Source organism: Micromonospora sp. NPDC050980 (genome assembly GCF_040653835.1).
Taxonomy (GTDB): Bacteria; Actinomycetota; Actinomycetes; order Mycobacteriales; family Micromonosporaceae; genus Micromonospora.
Genome location: NZ_JBFAGS010000024.1, coordinates 47,937 through 68,956, shown reverse-complemented (window position 1 = coordinate 68,956; position 21,020 = coordinate 47,937). Strand labels below are relative to the sequence as shown.

General features: G+C 71.4%; 20 protein-coding genes. 4 read left to right on the top strand and 16 right to left on the bottom strand.

All coding sequences use genetic code 11. The features are described from left to right. Positions 1-68: 68 nt before the first annotated feature. On the bottom strand, positions 69-728 hold the full coding sequence (locus AB0H28_RS26110; RefSeq protein ID WP_358045342.1) for a DedA family protein: 660 nt from the start codon (positions 726-728) through the stop codon (positions 69-71). A gap of 24 nt (positions 729-752) precedes the next feature. Further along, positions 753-1,109: a glyoxalase gene (locus AB0H28_RS26105; RefSeq protein ID WP_358045339.1), complete on the bottom strand. Its 357-nt coding sequence runs from the start codon at positions 1,107-1,109 to the stop codon at positions 753-755. Between the two features lie 156 nt (positions 1,110-1,265). On the opposite strand from AB0H28_RS26105, the gene AB0H28_RS26100 reads away from it, so the two are divergent. Beyond that, a complete protein-coding gene (locus AB0H28_RS26100) occupies positions 1,266-4,121 on the top strand; it encodes an aconitate hydratase (RefSeq protein WP_358045336.1) in 2,856 nt (951 codons plus the stop codon). Positions 4,122-4,195: 74 nt separating this feature from the next. Here the strand turns inward: AB0H28_RS26100 and AB0H28_RS26095 are convergent, their stop codons facing one another. Next, on the bottom strand, positions 4,196-4,510 hold the full coding sequence (locus tag AB0H28_RS26095; protein ID WP_358045333.1) for a hypothetical protein: 315 nt from the start codon (positions 4,508-4,510) through the stop codon (positions 4,196-4,198). 88 nt (positions 4,511-4,598) lie between these two features. On the opposite strand from AB0H28_RS26095, the gene AB0H28_RS26090 reads away from it, so the two are divergent. Next, entirely contained in the window at positions 4,599-5,366 is a 768-nt protein-coding gene (locus AB0H28_RS26090) for a DUF5753 domain-containing protein (protein ID WP_358045330.1), read from the top strand. Positions 5,367-5,374: 8 nt separating this feature from the next. Beyond that, the gene (locus tag AB0H28_RS26085; RefSeq protein ID WP_358045363.1) at positions 5,375-5,560 is read left to right on the top strand and encodes a DUF397 domain-containing protein; all 186 of its coding nucleotides are present in this window, start codon (positions 5,375-5,377) and stop codon (positions 5,558-5,560) included. 157 nt (positions 5,561-5,717) lie between these two features. Here the strand turns inward: AB0H28_RS26085 and AB0H28_RS26080 are convergent, their stop codons facing one another. The 5 genes from AB0H28_RS26080 to AB0H28_RS26060 form a co-directional block, all read right to left on the bottom strand. Further along, positions 5,718-6,107: a transposase family protein gene (locus AB0H28_RS26080; RefSeq protein WP_358045360.1), complete on the bottom strand. Its 390-nt coding sequence runs from the start codon at positions 6,105-6,107 to the stop codon at positions 5,718-5,720. 123 nt (positions 6,108-6,230) lie between these two features. Continuing rightward, a complete protein-coding gene (locus AB0H28_RS26075; RefSeq protein WP_358045328.1) occupies positions 6,231-6,392 on the bottom strand; it encodes a hypothetical protein in 162 nt (53 codons plus the stop codon). A gap of 566 nt (positions 6,393-6,958) precedes the next feature. After that, positions 6,959-10,243: an RHS repeat-associated core domain-containing protein gene (locus tag AB0H28_RS26070; protein WP_358045325.1), complete on the bottom strand. Its 3,285-nt coding sequence runs from the start codon at positions 10,241-10,243 to the stop codon at positions 6,959-6,961. 502 nt (positions 10,244-10,745) lie between these two features. After that, complete coding sequence (locus tag AB0H28_RS26065; protein WP_358045322.1) at positions 10,746-10,901, bottom strand: hypothetical protein; 156 nt, start codon at positions 10,899-10,901, stop codon at positions 10,746-10,748. An 85-nt stretch (positions 10,902-10,986) separates the two neighbouring features. Further along, entirely contained in the window at positions 10,987-11,715 is a 729-nt protein-coding gene (locus AB0H28_RS26060) for an SDR family oxidoreductase (RefSeq protein WP_358045319.1), read from the bottom strand. A gap of 94 nt (positions 11,716-11,809) precedes the next feature. On the opposite strand from AB0H28_RS26060, the gene AB0H28_RS26055 reads away from it, so the two are divergent. Then, complete coding sequence (locus tag AB0H28_RS26055) at positions 11,810-12,658, top strand: LysR family transcriptional regulator (protein WP_358045316.1); 849 nt, start codon at positions 11,810-11,812, stop codon at positions 12,656-12,658. A 250-nt stretch (positions 12,659-12,908) separates the two neighbouring features. Here AB0H28_RS26055 and AB0H28_RS26050 read toward each other — a convergent pair whose 3' ends face one another. From AB0H28_RS26050 to AB0H28_RS26015, 8 genes are all read right to left on the bottom strand, one after another. Then, positions 12,909-13,169, bottom strand: a complete 261-nt coding sequence (locus AB0H28_RS26050) for a GNAT family N-acetyltransferase (protein ID WP_358045313.1) — start codon at positions 13,167-13,169, stop codon at positions 12,909-12,911. 16 nt (positions 13,170-13,185) lie between these two features. Beyond that, complete coding sequence (locus AB0H28_RS26045) at positions 13,186-13,794, bottom strand: ATP/GTP-binding protein (protein WP_358045310.1); 609 nt, start codon at positions 13,792-13,794, stop codon at positions 13,186-13,188. Continuing rightward, on the bottom strand, positions 13,775-14,164 hold the full coding sequence (locus AB0H28_RS26040; protein ID WP_358045307.1) for a DUF742 domain-containing protein: 390 nt from the start codon (positions 14,162-14,164) through the stop codon (positions 13,775-13,777). The genes AB0H28_RS26045 and AB0H28_RS26040 overlap by 20 nt, the downstream gene beginning before the upstream one ends. Beyond that, a complete protein-coding gene (locus AB0H28_RS26035; protein ID WP_358045304.1) occupies positions 14,161-14,586 on the bottom strand; it encodes a roadblock/LC7 domain-containing protein in 426 nt (141 codons plus the stop codon). The genes AB0H28_RS26040 and AB0H28_RS26035 overlap by 4 nt, the downstream gene beginning before the upstream one ends. 66 nt (positions 14,587-14,652) lie before the next feature. Beyond that, the gene (locus tag AB0H28_RS26030) at positions 14,653-17,088 is read right to left on the bottom strand and encodes a nitrate- and nitrite sensing domain-containing protein (RefSeq protein WP_358045302.1); all 2,436 of its coding nucleotides are present in this window, start codon (positions 17,086-17,088) and stop codon (positions 14,653-14,655) included. An 80-nt stretch (positions 17,089-17,168) separates the two neighbouring features. Further along, entirely contained in the window at positions 17,169-18,722 is a 1,554-nt protein-coding gene (locus AB0H28_RS26025) for a prenyltransferase/squalene oxidase repeat-containing protein (RefSeq protein ID WP_358045299.1), read from the bottom strand. Further along, positions 18,719-19,624, bottom strand: a complete 906-nt coding sequence (locus AB0H28_RS26020) for a terpene synthase family protein (protein ID WP_358045295.1) — start codon at positions 19,622-19,624, stop codon at positions 18,719-18,721. Before AB0H28_RS26020 ends, AB0H28_RS26025 begins: the two co-directional genes overlap by 4 nt. Beyond that, on the bottom strand, positions 19,621-20,958 hold the full coding sequence (locus AB0H28_RS26015) for a cytochrome P450 (protein WP_358045357.1): 1,338 nt from the start codon (positions 20,956-20,958) through the stop codon (positions 19,621-19,623). Before AB0H28_RS26015 ends, AB0H28_RS26020 begins: the two co-directional genes overlap by 4 nt. Positions 20,959-21,020 lie beyond the last annotated feature (62 nt).

Genomic DNA, 21,020 nt, shown 5'->3' with positions numbered 1-21,020 from the left:
ACTGGCCCAGCGAGGCCGCCACACGACGAGGGCCCGACCCCCACCAGCGGGGTCGGGCCCCCGTCGCGTCAGCGTTCGGTGGCGGTGGCGCCGACCGGCTCGGCTTCGTCGGGCACGCCCACCGGCGCGAGCCGTCGCGCGCGGCGGCGTAGCCACCAGGTGCTGACCAGGCCGGCCAGCACGGCGAGGACCAACCCGGCCCAGGAGATGTCCTTGAGCCAGTGCTCGGCCGCCCGACCGACGTAGAACAGCAGGTAGGTCGTGCCGAACGCCCAGACCAGACCGCCTGCGGCGTTCGCCACCAGGAACCGGCGGTACGGCACGTGCAGCGCGCCGGCGAGCGGGCCGGCGAGGATGCGCAGCAGTGCCACGAACCGCCCGAAGAAGACCGCCCACACGCCGTGGCGGGCGAAGCTCTGCTCGGCGCGGGCCAGGTGGGCGGGACCGAGGTGCTTGGGGAAGCGCCGGCCCAGCCGCTCCAGCAGCGGCCGGCCGCCGCGGCGGCCCACCGCGTACCCGATGGAGTCGCCGACGATCGCGCCGGTCGCGGCGGCGGCGGCCACCCACTCGGGCTGGACGACCCCGGCCGCGGCGAGCAGTGCGGAGCTGACCAGCACGATCTCGCCGGGCAGCGGGACGCCCATGCTCTCGACACCGATCACCCCGGCGACGATCAGGTAGATCAGGCCCGGGGGGAGCGCGGAGAGCCAGTGCTGCACGTCGACCACGCTCCGACAGTACCCGCGCGGACGTCACCGCGCGGGTGCCAGGAACTCCAGTCGGTTGCCGTGCGGGTCGTGCGTGTGGAACCGCCGCATGCCGGGAATCTCGTCGTCGCCCCAGGTCACGGGGTGGCCGGCGGTGTCGAGCCGGGCGGCGAGGTCGTCCAGGTCGGTGCGGATCAGCGCGGGGTGCGCCTTGCGGGCGGGCACGAAGTCGTCCTCGACGCCGAGGTGCAGCTCGGCGGCGTACCCGGTGAACCAGCAACCACCGCGGGCGGCGAGGGCCGGCGGTTTGGGCTTCTCGGTGAGGCCGAGCAGACCGACGTAGAAGGAGCGGGAGAGATCCTCGGAGCCGCGCGGGCAGGCGAGCAGGACGTGGTGGATCATGGTGGCACCTCCTCGTCCCGCAGCGTGGCATGAGGTTGCGCGGATAGCAAGACGGACGTACGGTTTTGTAGAGACCGACGCGGGTAAGTGTCGCCTAAGCACGGCGGCGCCCCGGTCGGTGCGACAAACTGCTCAGGACTACTCACGGTCGCTGGTGTGAAGGAGTACGACGTGGCGAGCCTCGACACCTTCGGTGCGAAGACCCAGCTACGCGTCGGAGACGCGAGCTACGAGATTTTCAGGATCGACAAGGTGGAGGGGCACGAACGGCTGCCCTACAGCCTGAAGATCCTGCTGGAGAACCTGCTGCGGACCGAGGACGGCGCGAACATCACCGCCGACCACATCCGGCAGCTCGGCGGCTGGGACCCCACCGCCGACCCGAGCGTGGAGATCCAGTTCACCCCGGCCCGGGTGCTGATGCAGGACTTCACCGGCGTGCCCTGCGTCGTCGACCTGGCGACCATGCGCGAGGCCGTGCGCGACCTCGGCGGCGACGCCACCAAGGTCAACCCGCTCGCGCCGGCCGAGCTGGTCATCGACCACTCGGTCATCGCCGACCTGTTCGGCCGCGAGGACGCGTTCGAGCGCAACGTCGAGCTGGAGTACGAGCGCAACAAGGAGCGCTACCAGTTCCTGCGCTGGGGCCAGAGCGCGTTCAACGAGTTCAAGGTCGTCCCGCCGGGCACCGGCATCGTGCACCAGGTCAACATCGAGTACCTGGCCCGTACGATCATGGAGCGCAACGGCCAGGCGTACCCGGACACCGTCGTCGGCACCGACTCGCACACCACCATGGTCAACGGCCTGGGCGTGCTGGGCTGGGGCGTCGGCGGCATCGAGGCCGAGGCCGCGATGCTCGGCCAGCCGGTCAGCATGCTGATCCCGCGCGTGGTCGGCTTCAAGCTCTCCGGTGAGATGCCGGCCGGCACCACCGCTACCGACCTGGTGCTCACCATCACCGAGATGCTGCGCAAGCACGGTGTGGTCGGCAAGTTCGTCGAGTTCTACGGCCCGGGCGTGAGCGCGGTGCCGCTCGCCAACCGCGCCACCATCGGCAACATGTCGCCGGAGTACGGCTCCACCGTGGCGATCTTCCCGATCGACGCCGAGACCGTCCGCTACCTGGAGCTGACCGGGCGCGACGCGTCTCAGGTCGCGCTGGTCGAGGCGTACGCCAAGGAGCAGGGCCTCTGGCACGACCCGGACCACGAGCCGGACTACTCCGAGCGCCTGGAGCTGGACCTCGGCACCATCGAACCGTCCCTCGCCGGCCCGAAGCGCCCGCAGGACCGGGTGCCGCTGGGCAGCGCCAAGACGCTGTTCCGCTCCGCGCTCACCGACTACGTGGCCGCCGACGAGACCGGCGGCGACCCGGGCCGCAAGCCGGGCGTGCCGCAGCAGCAGAAGCCGTTCGGCACCGACGGCCCGGCCGACGAGGCCAGCGCCGAGTCGTTCCCGGCCAGCGACGCCCCGGCCAACGGCGTCAACGACCCGGCGGACGCGCCGCGCGACCTGGAGACCGCCGCGGTGGGCGCGGGCGGCCGGGCCACCAACCCGGTACGGGTGACCGGCGCCGACGGCGTCGAGTACGAGCTGGACCACGGCGCGGTGGTGATCGCCGCGATCACCTCCTGCACCAACACCTCGAACCCGCAGGTGATGATCGGCGCGGCGCTGCTGGCCCGCAACGCGGTGGAGAAGGGCCTGGCCCGCAAGCCGTGGGTGAAGACCACCCTGGCGCCCGGCTCGAAGGTCGTCATGGACTACTACGACCGGTCCGGCCTCACGCCGTATCTGGAGAAGCTCGGCTTCAACCTGGTCGGTTACGGCTGCACCACCTGCATCGGCAACTCCGGCCCGCTGCCGGAGGAGGTCTCCGCCGCCGTGAACGACGGCGACCTGGCCGTCGTGTCGGTGCTGTCCGGCAACCGCAACTTCGAGGGCCGGATCAACCCGGACGTCAAGATGAACTACCTGGCGTCCCCGCCGCTGGTGGTCGCGTACGCGCTCGCCGGCACCATGGACATCGACCTGGCCAACGAGCCGATCGGTGAGGACGCCCAGGGCAACCCGGTGTTCCTGCGGGAGATCTGGCCGAACAGCGCCGAGATCCAGGACGTCATCGCCTCCGCGATCGGCGCGACCGGCTTCAGCGCCGCGTACGCCGACGTGTTCGCCGGTGACGAGCGCTGGCAGTCGCTGCCGACCCCGACCGGCGACACGTTCTCCTGGGCCGGCGAGTCGACCTACGTACGCAAGCCCCCGTACTTCGAGGGTATGCAGCAGCAGCCGAACCCGGTGCAGGACATCGAAGGCGCGCGGGTGCTGGCGAAGCTGGGCGACTCGGTGACCACCGACCACATCTCCCCGGCCGGCTCGATCAAGGCCGACTCCCCCGCCGGCACGTACCTGGCCGAGCACGGCGTCGCCCGGCACGAGTTCAACTCGTACGGCTCCCGTCGGGGCAACCACGAGGTGATGATCCGGGGCACGTTCGCCAACATCCGGCTGCGCAACCAGCTCGTGCCCGGTGTCGAGGGCGGCTTCACGGTCAACCACCTCACCGGCGAGCAGTCCTCGATCTACGACGCCTCGACGGCCTACCAGGAGGCGGGCGTCCCGCTGGTCATCCTGGCCGGCAAGGAGTACGGCTCCGGCTCGTCGCGGGACTGGGCGGCCAAGGGCACCATGCTGCTCGGGGTGAAGGCGGTCATCGCCGAGTCGTACGAGCGGATCCACCGCTCGAACCTGATCGGCATGGGCGTCCTGCCGCTCCAGTTCCCGGTCGACACCACCGCGGATTCGCTGGGCCTGACCGGCACCGAGACGTTCTCGATCAGCGGCGTGACCGCGCTGAACGACGGCGACACCCCGCGCACGGTGAAGGTCACCACCGACACCGGTGTGGAGTTCGACGCCGTGGTCCGCATCGACACCCCGGGTGAGGCGGACTACTACCGGCACGGCGGCATCCTGCAGTACGTGCTGCGCCGCATGATCGCCAGCTGAGCTTTTTGTGGTTAGGAGGGGCCCCTTTTTAACACACGTGTGTTAACAAGGGGCCCCTCCTAACGTGCGGGCGGTCAGCGGAGGCGGAGGGCGACGGCGCGCACCTCCGCGTCGGTGAGCGGCATGAACCACAGGAAGCGCCGCACGATCGCGATCGGGTCCGGCCCGCCGGGCTGCCCACGCAGGTCGCGGATGGCCTGGCGGGTGATCCGGGAGAACTCGGGGATCAGCGTCGCGCGCCGGGCCGCGTCGGTGGGCACGGCGCGCAGCGCCGGGCACGGCCAGGGCTCGCCGCAGTCGTCGCAGCGCCAGGCCGGACCGCACGCGCGGTGCGTGGGCAGCGGCAGCACCACCCGGGGGTACGCGGAGATCGGTGTCGGGTCAGTCATGCCTCCACCGTGCCGACCGTGGCCACACAATCACACAGCGTTGTGTAATCTCCTTCGGACGCTTCTTTTGCTCCGGGGAGGAACGGGCATGAACCATGCCTTCGTCACCGCGTTAGCCGGCTCGGGTCACACCGCCGAGACTCTGGCGGAACGGCTCGGCCTGCATCCGAAGACGGTGGCCCGGTGGGCGAACCCCGGGCACATCCCGCAGAGCCGGCACCGCGCCACGGTCGCGGACCTCCTCGGCCAGCCGATGGATGCACTGTGGCCGGACGCGGGTCGCCGTCGCGAGCCGGTGTGGTTCCGCCCGTGGGTGGACATCGAACGCGAGGCGGTCGCGCTGCGCGCGTTCCAACTGGCCTGGGTGCCGGGCCTGTTGCAGACCGAGGCGTACGCCCGCGCCACGTTCCTCGGCCAGCCGCTCACTGCCGACGAGGTCACCGATCTGGTCGCCGCGCGGCTGGACCGGCAGGGCATCCTGGACCGCCCGCGCGGTCCGCTTTACGTCGTGGTGCTCGACGAGCAGGTGCTGCGCCGCGCCGCCGCCGGCGACCGGGCGCTGATGGCCGTCCAGGTCGCCCACCTGGCGGCCTGCGCCGAGCTGCCGAACATGCAGCTCCACGTGGTGCCCGCCGACACGCCCACCTATCCCGGGCTGGACGGGCCGTTCGTCATCGCCGAGCTGCGCGACGGCAGCCGGGTGGCGCATGTGGACAGCCAGGCGCAGGCGCAGATCATCGAGCAGCCCTCGGAGATTGCTACCCTGGAGCGTCGGTGGGAACGCATCCGGGGCGAGGCACTGCCCCGCGCGCGGACCCTGGACCTGTTGAGGGAAGTTGCGGCGGCATGGACCTGAGCGGCGGCATGGACCTGAGCGACGCCCGGTGGCGTAAGAGCACCCGCAGCGGCGGCAACGGCGGCGACTGCGTCGAGGTGGCCGGCAACCTGCCCGGTGTGGTCGGCGTCCGCGACTCGAAGGACCCGGCCGGGCCGGTGCTGACCTTCACCCCGGCGGCGTGGACCCGGTTCGTGACGTCGACCGGCCGCTGAGCCGAACAGGGCTGCATCAGGCGAACCCCACCAGCCCTGATCCGGGGCACATTTCTCCGACCGGCCGCAAGGGAAGCACGGCCGGTTGTCGGTCTCGTCTACGTTCATGCCGCGCGCCGCCGCCGGGACGTCACCGGCCAATGTCAGTCAGCCCTTTTCATCGTGTGTAGTGGTTCGCTTCGACGTGGAGCAGGACGAGGATGGCCTGCACGATCGCGGTGGCGCGGCGCGGGCAGCAGCGGAGCTTGGCCAGGTTCTTCCAGGTTTTGAGTGTGGCGATGGCCCGTTCGCCGCAGCCTCGGATCTTCGCGCGCGCCCGGTTGACCGCCTTCTGGCGGCGCGACAGTTTCGGCCGGAAGCGGCGCCGCTCGAACGGTGTGCGCACGCTGCCCCGGGTGCCCTGGTGGGCCAGGGCGAGCAGCGCCTGCCGGCCCGGGTCGAGGCGCCGCCACTGGGATCGATGCTGGCCGCGGTGGCGGCGGATGAGGTCAGCGAGGTGGTTCAGGGTGCGGCTGGACAGCGTGATCGTGGAAGGGCAAGACAGCACAGGCGAGGCTCTCGGTCGGGGTATCGGATCTTGGTCGACTGCTGTCTTACCTGGATCCTCACCCTCATCGATCTCCGAGCTCGCCGCGCCCGCCCTGAGCTGCAAGATCAGCTTGGAAAAGGCTCACTGCTTCACGCGCACCGCACGCTGTCCGCACCCCGGGCAGCATCGCGCCTGCTCACAACCGGTGGACAGCTCCACCACCGGGACACCGGCGGCGGCCACCTCGACCCGCTCCACCATCAGGCCGTCCAGCCCCAACAGCCGGGTCGTATCGTTGACCATGCTCGCAGCTCTTCACTTGTGACCATCCGAACCCGACGCTCAGATGATCACCGATGGGCTGCGAGCCCTTCACATCCGGGTCGCCGCCGACCACGAACCCCGCTCAACGTCGAAGCGCCATGTTGCCACGCGCTCGGCACGTCAGCACTTGAATGCCCATCAACTGCGCTTGATAGTCAATTCGAGCGCACTCCGGGGCCGGATGAAAGTCCCGACGAAACTCGCCGCTCTTCCTCCGGCAGTCACCTCAATCGTGACGGCATCTCCGGCCTTAAGGTCTAGAGGAAGTGGCGAGCTGCGGAGCCAGTCAAGACGTGCTTGGAGAACATGTCTCCCCTCGGAAACGTCTAGCAGAATCCGATCCGCCGGCCCCAGCTTGGTGAATAATTCGCCGTCCAAATACATGCGAAACCTTCTACTACCGCCTATCGCATCTACCCCTCTGACAAAAGTCAGTTTCGCCATCACTGCTACCTTTCATGCTCGCTTTAACCTTCAAGGTCGGAAGCCCTCCTGCAATGCTCGCTGAAGGGCTCCCGATCCTTTGTCTAGTCGTCCAACCCGTGCTAGCTAGTCAAGAAGCTTGCAACTCCCCAGGCTGCCTGCTGGGCGGCGTCACCCCAATTAATTGATTCGCCCTTCTGCGTGTTCTCGCAGATCGATCCGTACCCACCTGCAACTGCGGAAGCGGCTGCTACGCCGGCAAAGGCTGCAGCGGGACCGAAAGTCGCCAGCGGTGCAGCGATGATTGCAGCCGTGGCGCCAAACACCAGGATTTTACCAAGCTCGCACTCCCAGCTCTGGCCAACTGGGTCAATGTAGTTTGTCGGGCTACAGCCCGCGTAGGCATACCGGTTCCCATTCCTCGGGTTGCCGATGAAGCTGAGGTTGTCCTGTTGGGTGAAGCGGCCTTGTTGGGGGTTGTACCAGCGCTGGCCGAATTTGGTGAGCCCGGTGCTCTGGTCGTAGGTGCCGCCAGCGTAGCGGATGATGTTGCTGGCGCCGAGGTTGTACTCGTCGACGGTGGTGGCGTTGCCGTAGGGGTCGTACTGGTATGTGGCGGCGAGGGCGCCGTTTGCCTTGACGATCGCCACCGGGGTGCCGAGCGCGTCGAGGACGAACGCGGTGTCGGTGCCGTTGACGCGCAGGCCCAGTGGGGTGCCGAGGCCGTCGCGCTCGACGTAGACGGTGCTGCCGCCGGCGGTCCAGGACTGGAGCCACGGCATGCCGTGCTGGCCTTCGTAGCCGTACTGCAGGGTGGTGGTCCCGGCGCGGGTCAGCTCGACCTGGTCGGTGCCGGCGTAGGCGTAGGTGCCGGAGTTCGCGCCGGTCATCTGGTTGGCGCCGTTGTAGGTCATCGGGTTGACCGTGGGGCTGCTGGCGCGGGTCTGGTTGCCGCGGTTGTCGTAGGTGTTGTTGGCGGTGGTGATCTGGTTGGCGGTGTTGAACGTCAGGGTCTGGGTGGTGGTGCCGTCGACCTTGACGGTCTTGCGGTTGCCGTTGCTGTCGTAGGTGTAGTCGTAGGTCTTGCCGTTGTAGTTGGTGGCCTTGGTCAGCCGGTTGGCCTCGTCGTAGGTGAACTGGCTGATCGCGCCGGTGGTCTCGTCCTTCTGCCACTGCCGCAGGCCGGTGTCGTCGCCGGTGGCGGTGGAGCAGGGCTGCCCGGAGGTGTACTCGGCGTAGCAGTAGGTCACGTCGAACACCGTCGCGGGGGCGGCGGAGTTACGCGTGGCGGTGATGCGGGTGGGCCGGTTCGACTTGTCGTAGACCGTCTTGACGCGCAGGGCGTAGACGCTGTTGGTGGTGTTGGTGGCGAAGAAGGTGTTCTCGCGGTTGCCGTCGGTGTCGTAGGAGTAGTTGTAGCGGGTGCCGCCGGCGGTGTCGGTGCGGACCAGCCAGTTGCGGGTGTTGTAGTAGTGCTTGGTCATGCCGCGGCCGTCGGTGAGCCCGGTGAGGTTCCCGGCGAGGTCGTGCTCGTAGACGAACGTGGCGGTGCCGGGGTTGGTGCGCCGGTGCAGCCGGTTGAGGTTGTCCCACTCGTAGGTGGTGGTGCCGGTGGCGTCGGTGCGGCTGATCAGGTTCCCGACGCGCCCGTACTCGTAGGTGACGGGGGTGAGGCTGCCGCAGCCGGAGTAGCTGGTCTTCTCCAGCCGGTCGTCCCTGGTCCAGTCGTAGGTGGTGGTGCAACCGCCCTGGGCGACGGTGCGGACCCGGCCGAGGACGTCGTAGGTGAACGTCTTGACCGCGAGGCCGTTGCCGGTGGGCGGGGTGAGGGTGGTGATCTGCTTGTCGCTGTCGTAGGTGTAGGTGGTGGGGTTGCCGGTGTTCGCCGGATCCGTGGAGGACTTCACGGTGCCGTCGGTGTTGTAGTCGACCTCCGCCTTCGCGGCGAGCGCGTCAGCGGTGGAGGTGCGGTTGCCGGCGCCGTTGTAAGTGAAAGTCGAGCTGTTGCCCTGGGTGTCGATCGACGAGGACGGCTGGAAGTTCGCCGTCGGGTTCGTCGAGGTCGCCGCGTTCGCGTACGCGGCGGAGGCGCTGGCGCCCGACGGCGACGCCGACTTGGTCAGCGACTGCCCGGCGTTGGCGCCGTAGGTGTTGGTGGTCGTGCTGCCCTCGGGGCTGACGTCGGTGGCCACGTCCTGGAACGTCGTGTAGGTCTTCGACCGCTCGTTGCCGGCCGGGTCGGTGGCCTTGGTGACCCGCTTGTCACTGTTCAGGTCATACGTGGTGTGCGGCACCGACGCCACCGGCTGGGACAGGTCCTGGCGGGGGTCGGCCATCTTCGTCTGCGACGACGTGGGGTACGCGAACCGGGTGGTCGCGCCCTGATTGGTGGCGTTGTCGGTGACCTGGGTGAACGAGGTGACCCGGTGCTGCCCGTCGTAGGTGACGAGGCTGTAGGTGTCGTCCTTGGACCAGATCTTGACCAGATCACCGGCGGTGTCGTACTCGAAGGCCCACTGCCGGGTCGCCCCCAGCAGGTCGATCGCCTGCAGCCGGTTGTTGGTGTCGTACTTGTAGGACACCGTCCGGACCGTGTTGTAGCCGTCGCTCTGCTCGTACGTCTTCAACCGCCCGTTGACGAACGTGACCGTCGCCGTGCGGGCGTACTGGCCGCCCCGGTCGGAGACGACCTGGGTGAGCTGCCCGCCGCTGTAGGAGTAGTCGGTGACGTTGTCGTTGCGGTCCTCGGTCTTGTCCAGCAGACCGTCGGAGGTGAAGAACAACTCCTTGCCGCTGTCGTTCTCGGTCAGCTTCCACCCGGTGCCGTTCTTGACCAGCTTGGCCTTGAACTCACCCGGCGTCGTGTAGGCCGACCCGGTCCAGGTGAACTTCCCGACCACCCCGTCGGCGGCGGCGTAGGTGACCGAGCTGTCATCGGCCGGATACAGCTTCACGTCCTGCCCGGCCCGCGTGCGCCAACCCGGCCCGTGCGCGCCGACCGACAGGTCGCTGCCCAGCATCAGGCTGTTGAACGACGCGCCCAACGTCACGTTCCCGGCGATCCCGGGCAGCGTCAGGTCGGTGGTGTTCACCATCAGGTTCCCGGACCCGACGTTGACCTTCACCGCCATCCGGTCCGCCAGCGAGAACGACACCAGGGTGCCGTTGCGCACCGGCCCGGTGCCCTTCGGCACCGACGGGGCCGCCCCCGCGGCGGCCCGTGCCACCGCGCGCTGCGGCGAGTCGAACAACCACACCTTCGACGACGACCGCGGCGACACCTGCGGCGCCTCCCCGGCCTCCTGCGGCGCCGCGGGCGCGGCGGATGACGCAGCCGGCGAAACCGCCAGCACCGACGTGGCCAGCAGCGCGGACGCCACCCCCACAGCCATTCGACGTTGACCCATCAATACTCCTCACCAATAGGGACCGGCGGACCTGCTTCCGCCGAAAAAGGACACGCTGCGCCGCGCCGACCACGAACAATTCGTGTCGACACAGCACTGGAAGAACGCCAAAAAGTGCGGCAGGCGCAAACGCGGGAAAGGCAGAAGAATGCCGAATTAATCAGGGTGATCAATGCGCCGCAACGGCCGTCACCAGCGCGGCCATGCCCTAATTCACCCGACGAACCGCCTCAGGCGAATGCCAAAAAGACCCATCCCAGGACCAGAAAAACCGAGATGGGTACGCCGAGACAGCTCAATAATGCAGCCAAGAATGCGGCCAGCGCCGCAGAACCTCACTCATGTCATCCCCGTGGTTGTCATCGGTCAATCAACTTGGCCACGACGCTATCCACCAGACAAGCGGGAGTCAATGAAAACTACATCCGGAAAGGATCAAGGTTACAAAACCGGACACAAGCCATCAAGAAATTGCGCTCCGTGGTCACGACATCGGCGACCTTCACCGCTCCGCGGACTCCGGCACAACCTTCAGCCGGGCCAGGTCGGCCACGCACACCGTCTCGCCGGACGGCATACGCACCTCGTGGCCGAGCACGCCGTGGTCGTTTGCCGGCGCGAACGTCAGCCGGGCCCGCCCGCCGGGAGTGTCCACCAACCAGTCGCCGCCGATGATGACAGACCCGGCGGGCGTCTCGACCCGGCGGCCGTGACCGCCGGCGCCACTCAGCCGCGGGGAGGGCTCACCAGGGCACCACGCCGGCGTCCTCGAAGAACCCGCCGGTCGGCCCGTCGTCCGGCAGGGTCGCCAGCCGGATCCCGATCGCCGCGCCCTGCTGCGGTGTGCGCACCCCGCGGAAGCCGTTGAGGTCGGTCGCGGTGAAGCCGGGGCAGCCGGCGTTGACCAGGATCGTCGTATCGGCCAGCGCGCGGGCGTACTGGATGGTCACCGCGTTGAGCATCGACTTCGACGGCGAGTACGCCACCGACAGCGGCCCGGTCTGGTGCTCGCCGGCGGAGGCGCTCTGCCGGGTCAGCGAGCCGACCCCGCTGGACATGTTGACGATCCGGGGTGACGGCGAGCGGCGCAGCATCGGCAGCATCGCCTCGGTGACCCGGACGACGCCGATCACGTTGACCTCGACCGCCGCCCGCACGGTCGCCAGGTCCACGTCGCCGGGCTGCTGCGGCATCCCGCCGGTGATGCCCGCGTTGTTCACCAGCACGTCCAGACCGCCGGCCTCCGCCAGCAGGCGGGCGGCGGCGGTCACGCTCGCGTCGTCGGTCACATCCAGTGGTACGCCGAAGGCGTCCACGCCGTCCGCGCGCAGCTTCGCCACGGCCGCCTCCCGGCGCTGCCCGTCCCGGGCGCCCACGCCCACCCGCCAGCCGAGCGCGCCCAGGCCGGCCGCGATCTCGTACCCGATTCCCTTGTTCGCGCCGGTCACCAGCGCGATCATGCGTTCGCTCATGCGGTCGATCCTGTCCGCGTGGCCGGCGGCCGGCCAACACTGTCTCGGTAGCGCGCGATACCCGACGGGTATCGACCGGGGGTACGGTGGTCGGATGGAGACGCGGGAGCTTCGGTACTTCGTCGCGGTCGCCGAGGAGCTGCACTTCGGGCGCGCGGCGCGCCGTCTCGGCATCGCCCAGCCGCCGCTGTCGCGGGCGATCCGGCAGCTCGAACGGCGGCTCGGGGCGACGCTGCTGGAGCGCGACAGCCGGTCGGTCACCCTGACCCCGGCTGGGATGGTGCTGCTGCGCGAGGGCCGGGCCGCGCTGGACGCGGTGGCCGCCGCGGACCGCCGCACGCGGCGGGCCGCGTCCGTGGTGGGCGGCGAGCCCGGCCTGGTGCTGGCCACGAAGGCCGGCGCGTCCGCCGAGCTGCTGCCGAAACTGCTCGACGCGTACGCCGCCGAACCCGACGCGGTCGCCGTGGAGGTGCTGCTGTGCGGCATCGGCCAGCAGGAGCGGGTGCTGCGGGACGGGCGGGCCGACGTGGCGCTGCTGCACCTGCCGTTCGACTCGACGGCCGGGCTGGACACCGAGGAACTGGTGACCGAACAGCAGGTCGCGGTGCTCCCGGCCACGCATCCGCTGGCCGCCCGGGCACACCTGCGCACGGCCGACGTCGAGTCGGTGCCCGACCTGCCGTTGCCGCGCTGGCCGCTGGCGGACGGCACGTACCCGGACGGGCCGGGCCCCGAGGTCCGCGACCACGTCCAGTTGCTCCAACTGATCGCGCTCGGGCGTGCGGCGGCGGTGCTGCCCGAGTCGTGCCGGCCCCTGCTGGGCCGTGACCTGGCCGCCGTGCCGGTGCCGGACGCCCCTGCGGTGACCACGGTGATCGCGTGGCCGCCGCACAGCCGGTCCCGCGCGCTGGCCGGGCTGGTCCGCACCGCCACCCGCCTCTAGCCGCCCCCGCGCCTGCCGTTCGGCCGCCGGCCCGCCTCCCGACGACGCCCCTGCTCGGCCCCGCCGCCCGCTCGGCCTGCCGCCCCGCTCAGCCCGCCGCCCCGCTCGGTCGGCGAGGCCACAGGACGGCGGGACGGCAGGACCGCGAGCAGGGCCGCGAGGAACGCAGGACCGCGACCACGGGACCGCACAACCCCAGGGACCGACCGCAGGGCCGCAAGAAAGACAGAGCGGCGACCGCAGGGACCGCCTAGGCCACCAGGTCCTTGCGCATCTGCTGGGTGACCACCCGGTAGCCGGACGTCCGGTAGAGCTGAGCGGCCGTCTCGTTGGCGCCGAACACGTTGAGTTCCAGTGCCCGGGCGCCCCGCTCCCGGGCCGCCCGCTCCCCCGCCGCCAGCAGCGCCCGGTCGAGGCCCTCCCCGGCGGTCCAGTTGCCGGCCGTGACGTGCTCCCGGGCGTACTCGACGGCCAGCTCGCGCTGCCAGCGGCCGAACTCCTCCGCGGACATGGCCCGGACGGTCACCTCAGTCACCGGCGGCCCGCCGGCGGGCCTCGCGCAGCTTCATGGCGTGCTCCAGCAGGGTGATCAACACCTCCTTGGCGGACTCGCGCTGCCGCGCGTCGCAGAGCACCACCGGCACGCCCGGGTCCAGGTCGAGCGCCGCCTGCACCTCGTCCAGCCGGAACTTCCGGGCACCCTCGAAGCAGTTCACCGCCACCACGAACGGCGTGCCCCGCCCCTCGAAGTAGTCGATCGACGGGAAGCAGTCGGCCAACCGGCGCGTGTCGGCGAGCACCACCGCGCCGAGCGCGCCGAGCGCCAGCTCGTCCCAGACGAACCAGAACCGGTCCTGCCCGGGCGTGCCGAACAGGTAGAGCACCAGATCGTCGCTGATGGTGATCCGGCCGAAGTCCATCGCCACCGTGGTGGTCGACTTCGCCTCCACCCCGGACAGGTCGTCGATGCCGATGCCGGTCTCGGTCAGCACCTCTTCCGTGCGCAGCGGCCGGGTCTCGCTGACCGCGCCGACCATCGTGGTCTTGCCGACGCCGAAACCGCCGGCGATCAGAATCTTGATCGCGGTGGGCAGCGGCGCCGCCCCCGCCGGCCGCTCAGAGCGCCCGTAGTCCATTGATTACCGCCTCGAAAACGTGCTCGTCGGGAAGGCCGGCGGGGGTGGCGCGCGGCTCGCGTACCTGCACCAGGCTGCGGGCGGCCAGGTCTCCGAGGAGAACCCGGACGGTGCCCACGGGCAGGTCGAGATGGGCGGCGATCTCGGCCACGGACTGGATCCGCTGGCAGAGGCCGACGATCGCCACATGCTCCGGGCCGAGCCCGGAATCCGACCCCACCTCGTTCCGCGTCGCGGTCACCAGGGAGATCAGGTCGAACGTGCCGGTCACCGGGCGCGCCCGGCCACCGGTCACCGCGTACGGGCGGACGACCGGACCCGCGTGGTCGTCCACCCACTCCTGCTCCGTCGGATCCCCCGGGCGGGTCATCGCGCCGTGTTCTCGCCGAGGGGCTGTTCCCGGGTCGGTGACGCGACGAACCGGCCGACCCGGGTGACGAGCATGGCCATCTCGTACGCGATCAGACCGACGTCCGCCTCCTCCGACGCCAGCACCGCGAGGCAGGCGTTACGGCCGGCCGCGGTGACGAAGAGGAACGAGGACTGCATCTCGATGATGGTCTGCTGCACCTGACCACCGCCGAACCGCTTGCCGGCGCCACGGGCGAGGCTCTGGATGCCCGCCGCCATCGCCGCCAGGTGCTCGCCGTCGTCCCGGCTCAATTCGCGGGACGAGGCCATCAGCAGTCCGTCGGTGGAGAGCGCCACGGCGTGTTCCGCCTGCTTGACCCGGCCGACCAGGTCATCCAGCAGCCACGCAAGATCCGCGCTCGAAGCCGTCTTCTGCGCCACTCGTCGTCCTCTTCTCCCCGGCTGGTGTGCCGTTCTCGTCCCGGAACCGTCGGCCTCGACGTCCGGTCAGGTGGCCTGCTCGTTTTCGTCGGCCGGCCCGTCGCCGGCCCCGTGCGCCCCGCCGAGCAACCGGGCCGCGTCGGTGCGGCCGCGTCGGGTTCCGCTCTGGTAGGAGCTCATCATCCGGCGCACCTGCTCCGGCGCGCGTGCCGCGTCCTCCGACCCGTCGGAGCCCGCCTCGGACTGCTCGTGCCGCAGCTCCGGATTCAGACTGGCCTGGCGCACCCGCACCGGCAACCCCGCGTCGGTCACCGGCGGGGCCACGTCGGCCGCTGCCGGCGCGGGTCGGCTCTCGACCGTGGCCAGCTCCGCGGTCGGCCCGGCCACCGCCGACTGCCGTTTGCGGGTACGCGCCGGGAGCCCGGACGGGGTCAGCCGGGGCGCCGCCGGCTCCGGCTCGGCCGCCGGCGTACCGGAGTCGGCGGGGGTGGCCGCACCGGCGTCGCCGTCCCCGACCGGCTCGACCGCGACGGTCTCGTCCGCGCCGCCGGTGGGCGTCCCCGCCGGCTCGCCGGCCGGCGCCGGCGCGGCGGTCACCTCGCGAGGGCCGCCGAAGCCGCCGGCGTCCTCCGTGATCAGCTCGCGCGGGATCAGCACCACGGCCGTGGTCCCGCCGTAGGCGGACTCCCTGAGCTGCACCCTCACGCCGTGCCGCTCGGTGAGCCGGCTGACCACGAACAGGCCCAGCCGGGCGGCGTCGGCGAGGTTCAGCTCGGATCGGTCCACGATGCGCGCGTTCGCGGCGGCCAACTCGTCGCCGCTCATGCCGAGGCCCCGGTCCTCGATCTCGATGGCGAAGCCGTTGGCGACCAGCTGGCCGCGGACCTCCACGGTGGTCTGCGGCGGGGAGAAGGACAGGCCGTTCTCGATCAGCTCGGCCAGCAGGTGGATCACGTCACCGACCGCGCGACCGGTCAGCGACACCGCGCCCAGCGGCCGGACGGTCACCCGGGTGTAGTCCTCGACCTCGGCGACCGCGCCGCGTACCACGTCGACCATCGGCACGCTGCGTCGCCAGGCGCGGCCGGGGGTCGACCCGGAGAGCACGATCAGGTTCTCCGCGTTGCGCCGCATCCGGGTGGCGAGATGGTCGACGCGGAACAGGTCCTCCAGCTCCTCGGCGTCGTGTTCCCGGCGTTCCATGGCGTCGAGCAGGGTCAACTGGCGGTGCACCAACGCCTGGGTGCGCCGGGCCAGGCTGAGGAACACGTCGCGGACGCTGCGGCGCAGCTCGGCCTGCTCGACGGCGGTGCGGACGGCGGTCTCCTGCACCACGTTGAAGGCCTTGCCGACCTGGCCGATCTCGTCGTCGCCGAACTGCAACGGCGGCGCCTCCCGCCCGACGTCCACCTCCTCGCCCCGGCCGAGTCGTTCCACCACGCTGGGCAGCCGCTCGTTGGCCAGCCGGAACGCCGCCTCGCGCAGCCGTTCGAGCTGCCGGACCAGCGCCCGCGCGGTGGTGATCGAGACGATCACGGACGCGACGACGGCGATCAGACCGAGACCGGCGGCGAGCACCAGCCGGACGATGACGCCGACCGCGACCGGGGTGGCCCGGGACACGATGTCCTCACCACCGGCGATGATCACCCGGCGCAGGTCGGCCATCGCCTGGTCGGCGGCGGCCCGCCAGGCCTCGGCGGTGACGGGTGGGCGCACGTCCTCACCCTTGGCCGCGAGCACCCGGTCCTGCAGGGTGCGCAGTTGCCCGAACGCCTCCCCCTCGACCATCTCCTGGTAGCGGGCCCGGTCGGTCGGGGCCAGTTCCCGGGCGGTGCGGTCGGCGAGGAACCACTGCGCGCCGACGAGCCGGGCGAACGCGGTCTGCTCGGCGACGGTCAGCCGGTTGGCCGCGACCGCGCCGGTGAGCAGGGCGTCCTGTTGGGACAGCAGCTCGCGGGAGCGGTTGAGGTCGATCAGCGCGGCGGTGTCCCGGGCGATCTCGTCGTCGTCGAGGCCGCCGAGCGCGTCGAAGACGGCGAAGATCGAGTCGACCGCCTCGTCGTACGCCGTCAGCGTGGCGGTCCGGTCGATCGTCTTGCGGCCGACCTCCTCGCGGACCTGGCCGAGCTGACCGAGCTCGTTCTTCAGCTCGGCGAGCCGCTGCTCCAGCTCGTCGCTCGCGGGGATCTCGGTGCGCCAGTCCTGCACCGACGTCCACAGGGTGGTGGCCGCCTCGTCGGTGCGGGCGCGCTGGTCCTCCAGTTGACGCAACTGGGCGGGGTCGGACTCGCCGAGGTAGCGCAGGGACAGCCGGCGCTCCTGCTGCAACTGCAGCAGCAGCGGGTCGCTCGGCTCGAAGACCCGCGCGTTGAGCGCCTGCACGCCGAGCAGGTTGAACCCGTCGCGCACGGTCACCCAGGCCGCGAAGCCCCAGAGCGCGATCAGCGACGCCAGCAGGGCGATGATCTTCGTACGGAGATTCGTACTGCGGGAACCCATCACACCGTCCTGGCCCGGTCTCCGGTCGGCTCGAAATCCGATCGACTCCGGCGCACGCTAGCAGCCGTCGTGAACTCCATTCAAGCGATCCTGATCATGGTGGGTGCCGGGTACGTCGATGCCCGGTCGGCACGGCCCGACGCGGCCAGCACCACCGCCCGTACGATCAACGTCGGTCGGTAGAGGTCCTTGTCGTGCCAGAGCGCCGGACCGCCGTCGCGTCCGTCCAGGTCGGACAGCCGGGCGCGGCCCCGGACCAGCGCCGCGGCGATCCGCGCGTCCCCGGCGCGGCCGGCCCGGGCCAGGGCGAGCACCGCGTACGCGGTCTCCTCGGCGGTGCCGTGCCAGCGTCCCCAGGAACCGTCCGGGCGCTGCGTGTCCAGCAGCCAGCCGACGCCCCGTTCCACGGCGGCGCGGGCCGCGCCGTCGGGCGCGTGGTCGGCCAGGGCGAGCAGCACCGCGTACGTCGCGTAGTAGGCCGAGGCGTGCCAGCGGTCGTCCCAGCGCCCGTCCGGCTCCTGCCGCGTCACCAGCCACTCGGTCACCCGACGCCGGGCCGCCGTGACGCCGGGGCGGCTCGGGTGCTCACCGAGCGCGTCGAGCACGTGCGCGTTCGTGGTCAGCGACGTCCCGTCCTCCCCCGGCCAGGTGCAGAAGTGCCGCCCGGTGTCGTATCCGGCGAGCGGGCCGACGCCGAGCGGCCGGCCCAGCCGGGCCAGCACGTAGAGCACGACCGCTGTGGTGTCGGCGTCGGCCGGCAGGCCGGGCGCGGTGGCCACGCCGGACGCGCCGACGGCGGCACGCAGCTCGGCCAGCACCGGCTCGGGCACACGCACCGGGACGCCGGCCCGGATCAGGACGGCGAGCACCCAGGCCCGCTCGAAGACCGTGATCGGGCTGGCGCAGGGCACCGGACCGGATCGGGCGACCGCGGACAGGTAGTCCAGCGCGGGGCCGGGCTCCGGGCGGCCGAGCCAGGCGGCTGTGGCGGCCGGCGACGCGCCCACCGACCCGCTCGCCGACGGCGTCACGCCCGCCGCCCGGCAGGCCAGCTCACCGGTCACCTCCAGCGCGTGCGCCAGCTTCTCCGGGACGGGCCGGCCGGCGGCGAGCATCGCGCGTACCCGGGTCAGCCGGGTCGGGTCGAGACCGGCCGGCAGCGGCAGGCGGGGCCGGTCCGCCCACCCGGCCAGCCCGGGCGGCGGTCCCGCCGGCCCGCCGAGATGCCGGTCGACGGCGGCGAGCAGCGCCGGCACGATCAGGTCGGTGGCCGGGAGGTCGGGCGGCGGGTCGGCGCCCAGGGCCGCGGTCAGGAACGCCAGCCCCCGGCGCGCGGCGGCGACCACCGTCGCGGCCGGCCCGTCCCGGTGCAGCGCGGCGAGCAACGCCTCGACCGCGCTCACCGTCGGCACCAGCGCGTAGCCGCCGGGACCGCCCCAGCCGCCGTCCGGACGCTGCCGGTCGAGCAGCCAGGCCAGGCGCGTGTCGTGGCCGGGCAGCCACGGCGCCAGCGCGACCAACCGGCCGGTCTCGTAGACCGACGGCGAGGTCTGTCCGGCCGGGTCGTGGGCCAGCAGGTCGACCAGCTCGCGTGCGGGTGCGGTCCGCGTCGCGGGCTGGGCGGTGAGGTTCACCGCACGCCCCAGAAGTCGGTGTGCCGATAGAACCCGGTGGTGTAGCCGAGCTGCCGGGACAGGAAGTCGGCCTCCCGGGGCGCCTCGGTGGCCAGTTTCGCCAGCAGCACCCGGCAGTGCTCGACCTGCTCGGCGAACCGTCGCTCGATCTCCGCCGGGTCGTCCACCAGCAGCAACGCGTTGAGGTCGCCCGACGCCACGTCCCGGCGGTGGGTGCCGAGGTCGTTGACCAGCCGCAGCGCCCGCTGCACCTCGTCGCCGACCTCGATCAGCCGGTCCAGCGCGGCGGCGTCGGTGACCGATCCGGTGTGGATCCAGTGGGCCACGTTGACCACTGTGGCGGCGAGATTGTCCGCGTTGGCCAGGTATTCGGCGAGCGTCGGGTGCCCGGTCCCGCGCCACGTCCACTCGCGGGCCATCGCGTCCAGGGTGCGTCGCATGGTGGCGCGCCACCGGCCGCGCAACGCGGGGTAGCCGGGCGCGGCCGCGACGTCGTCGCGCAGCTCGGCGAGGAACCGGCCCAGCGGGTCGCCGGGGTCGGCGCCGTCGAGCACGCCCAGGCAGGTGTCGGCGATCCGGTCCACCTCGGCCCGGCTGGTCGCCTGGTGGTCGACCAGCCAGTCGACCGCGAAGCCCCACAGCACCGCCCGGTTGGTGACCGCCAGCTCGGCGGCCGTGTGCCAGGGCGCGCTGAACGCCATGGCCGAGGCGATGCTGCTGAACAGCGTCGCGTCGAACGGTTCGCCGGGGAACAGGTCGGGGTGGGCGGCGGCGGAGCGGCGCAGGGCACGCTGGCCGTGTGCGGCTAGCGCGCAGATGCGGCCCTGTTCCGCGGCGGCGGCGATCGGGTCCGGCGCCGGGGGCACGGCGGCGATCGGGTCCGGCGCCGGCGTGGCGGTCACGCCGGTTCTCCGCGGCCGGCGGCGAGCAGCGTCAGCTCGACCCGTTCGCGTGGCCGCAGCGCCGCGGCCAGGCGCAGGCCGGGCACGTCGGTGCGGCGCAGCCGGAAACGGTAGCGGCCGAGCATCGTGGCGAGGATGAGCTGGGCCTCCAGATAGAACAGGTACATGCCGAGGCACTGGTGCGGGCCGCCGCCGAACGGGAAGTGGGCGTACCGGTGGCGGGCCCGGATCCGCTCGGGCCGGAAGCGTTCCGGGTCGAACTCGTCCGGGCGGTCCCAGAACTGACCCATCCGCTGGGTGATCAGCGGGCTGACCGCCATGGTGGCCCCGGCCTCGATCGGCACGCCGTCGATGACGTCCTCGGCGATCGCGCGGCGGGGGATGATCCAGCCGATCGGATAGAGCCGCAGCAGTTCGTCGAGCACCATCCGGGTGTAGGTGAGCCGGCCCAGGTGCTCGCGGCGTACCGGCTCGCCGCCCACCACCTCGTCGATCTCGGCATAGAGCCGTTCGGCGACCTCGGGGTGCTGGTGCAGGTGGGGCCAGGCCCAGGTGAGCACGTTGATGGTGGTCTCGGTGGTGGCGGCGAACATGGCCACGGTATCGTTGCGGACCTGCCGTTCGTCGAGCTGCCGCCCGTCGTCGGTGCGGGCCCGCCAGAGCGTGGAGATGATGTCGTCGCTGGAGTCGGCGTCGTCGCGGGTCTGCCGCACGATCGGCACCAGCACGTCGTCGACGACGCGCACGGCCCGGCGGAACGTGCGGTCGCCCGGCATCGGCAGCGACAGCGGCGCGAACGGCACCACGATCCGGGGGATGACCGCGGTGGCGATGCGGTCCTGGGCGTCGATCACGCGCATCGCGTCCGGCACCGAGATCCGGTCGGCGAAGAGCACCTTCATGATCGCCCGGCTGACGATGCGGGCCTGCTCGACGCCGATGTCGACGGGTCGTCCGGCGCGGTACGGCTCGTCCAGCTCGTCGACGGCGTCGCGGATGGCGTCGGCCATGCCGTCGATGAGCGCCTCGACGCGCCGGGCGGTGAACATCGGTTGCAGCATCCGGCGGCTGGCCGACCAGATCTGGCCCTCGCCGAGGATGCCCTCGCCGAACAGCCGCTTGACCGGGCGCCAGAACAGCCCGTCGCCGGCCCGCTCGTAGTTGTCCGCCCGGTCGCGCAGCACGTGCTGCACGTGCCGGGGATGGGTGACCAGATAGGGGCGGAACGAGCCGAGGTTGAGCCGGACGAGGTCGCCGCCGGTGCGGTTGCCGATGTCGATCAGCGCGCGCGCCGGGTCCCGCAGGACGGCGGGCAGGATCTGTCGCAACGGCACGGTACGCGGTCGCCCGGTGGGTGTGGACGGGCCGGACGGATCGACCACCTGAACGCTCCCTC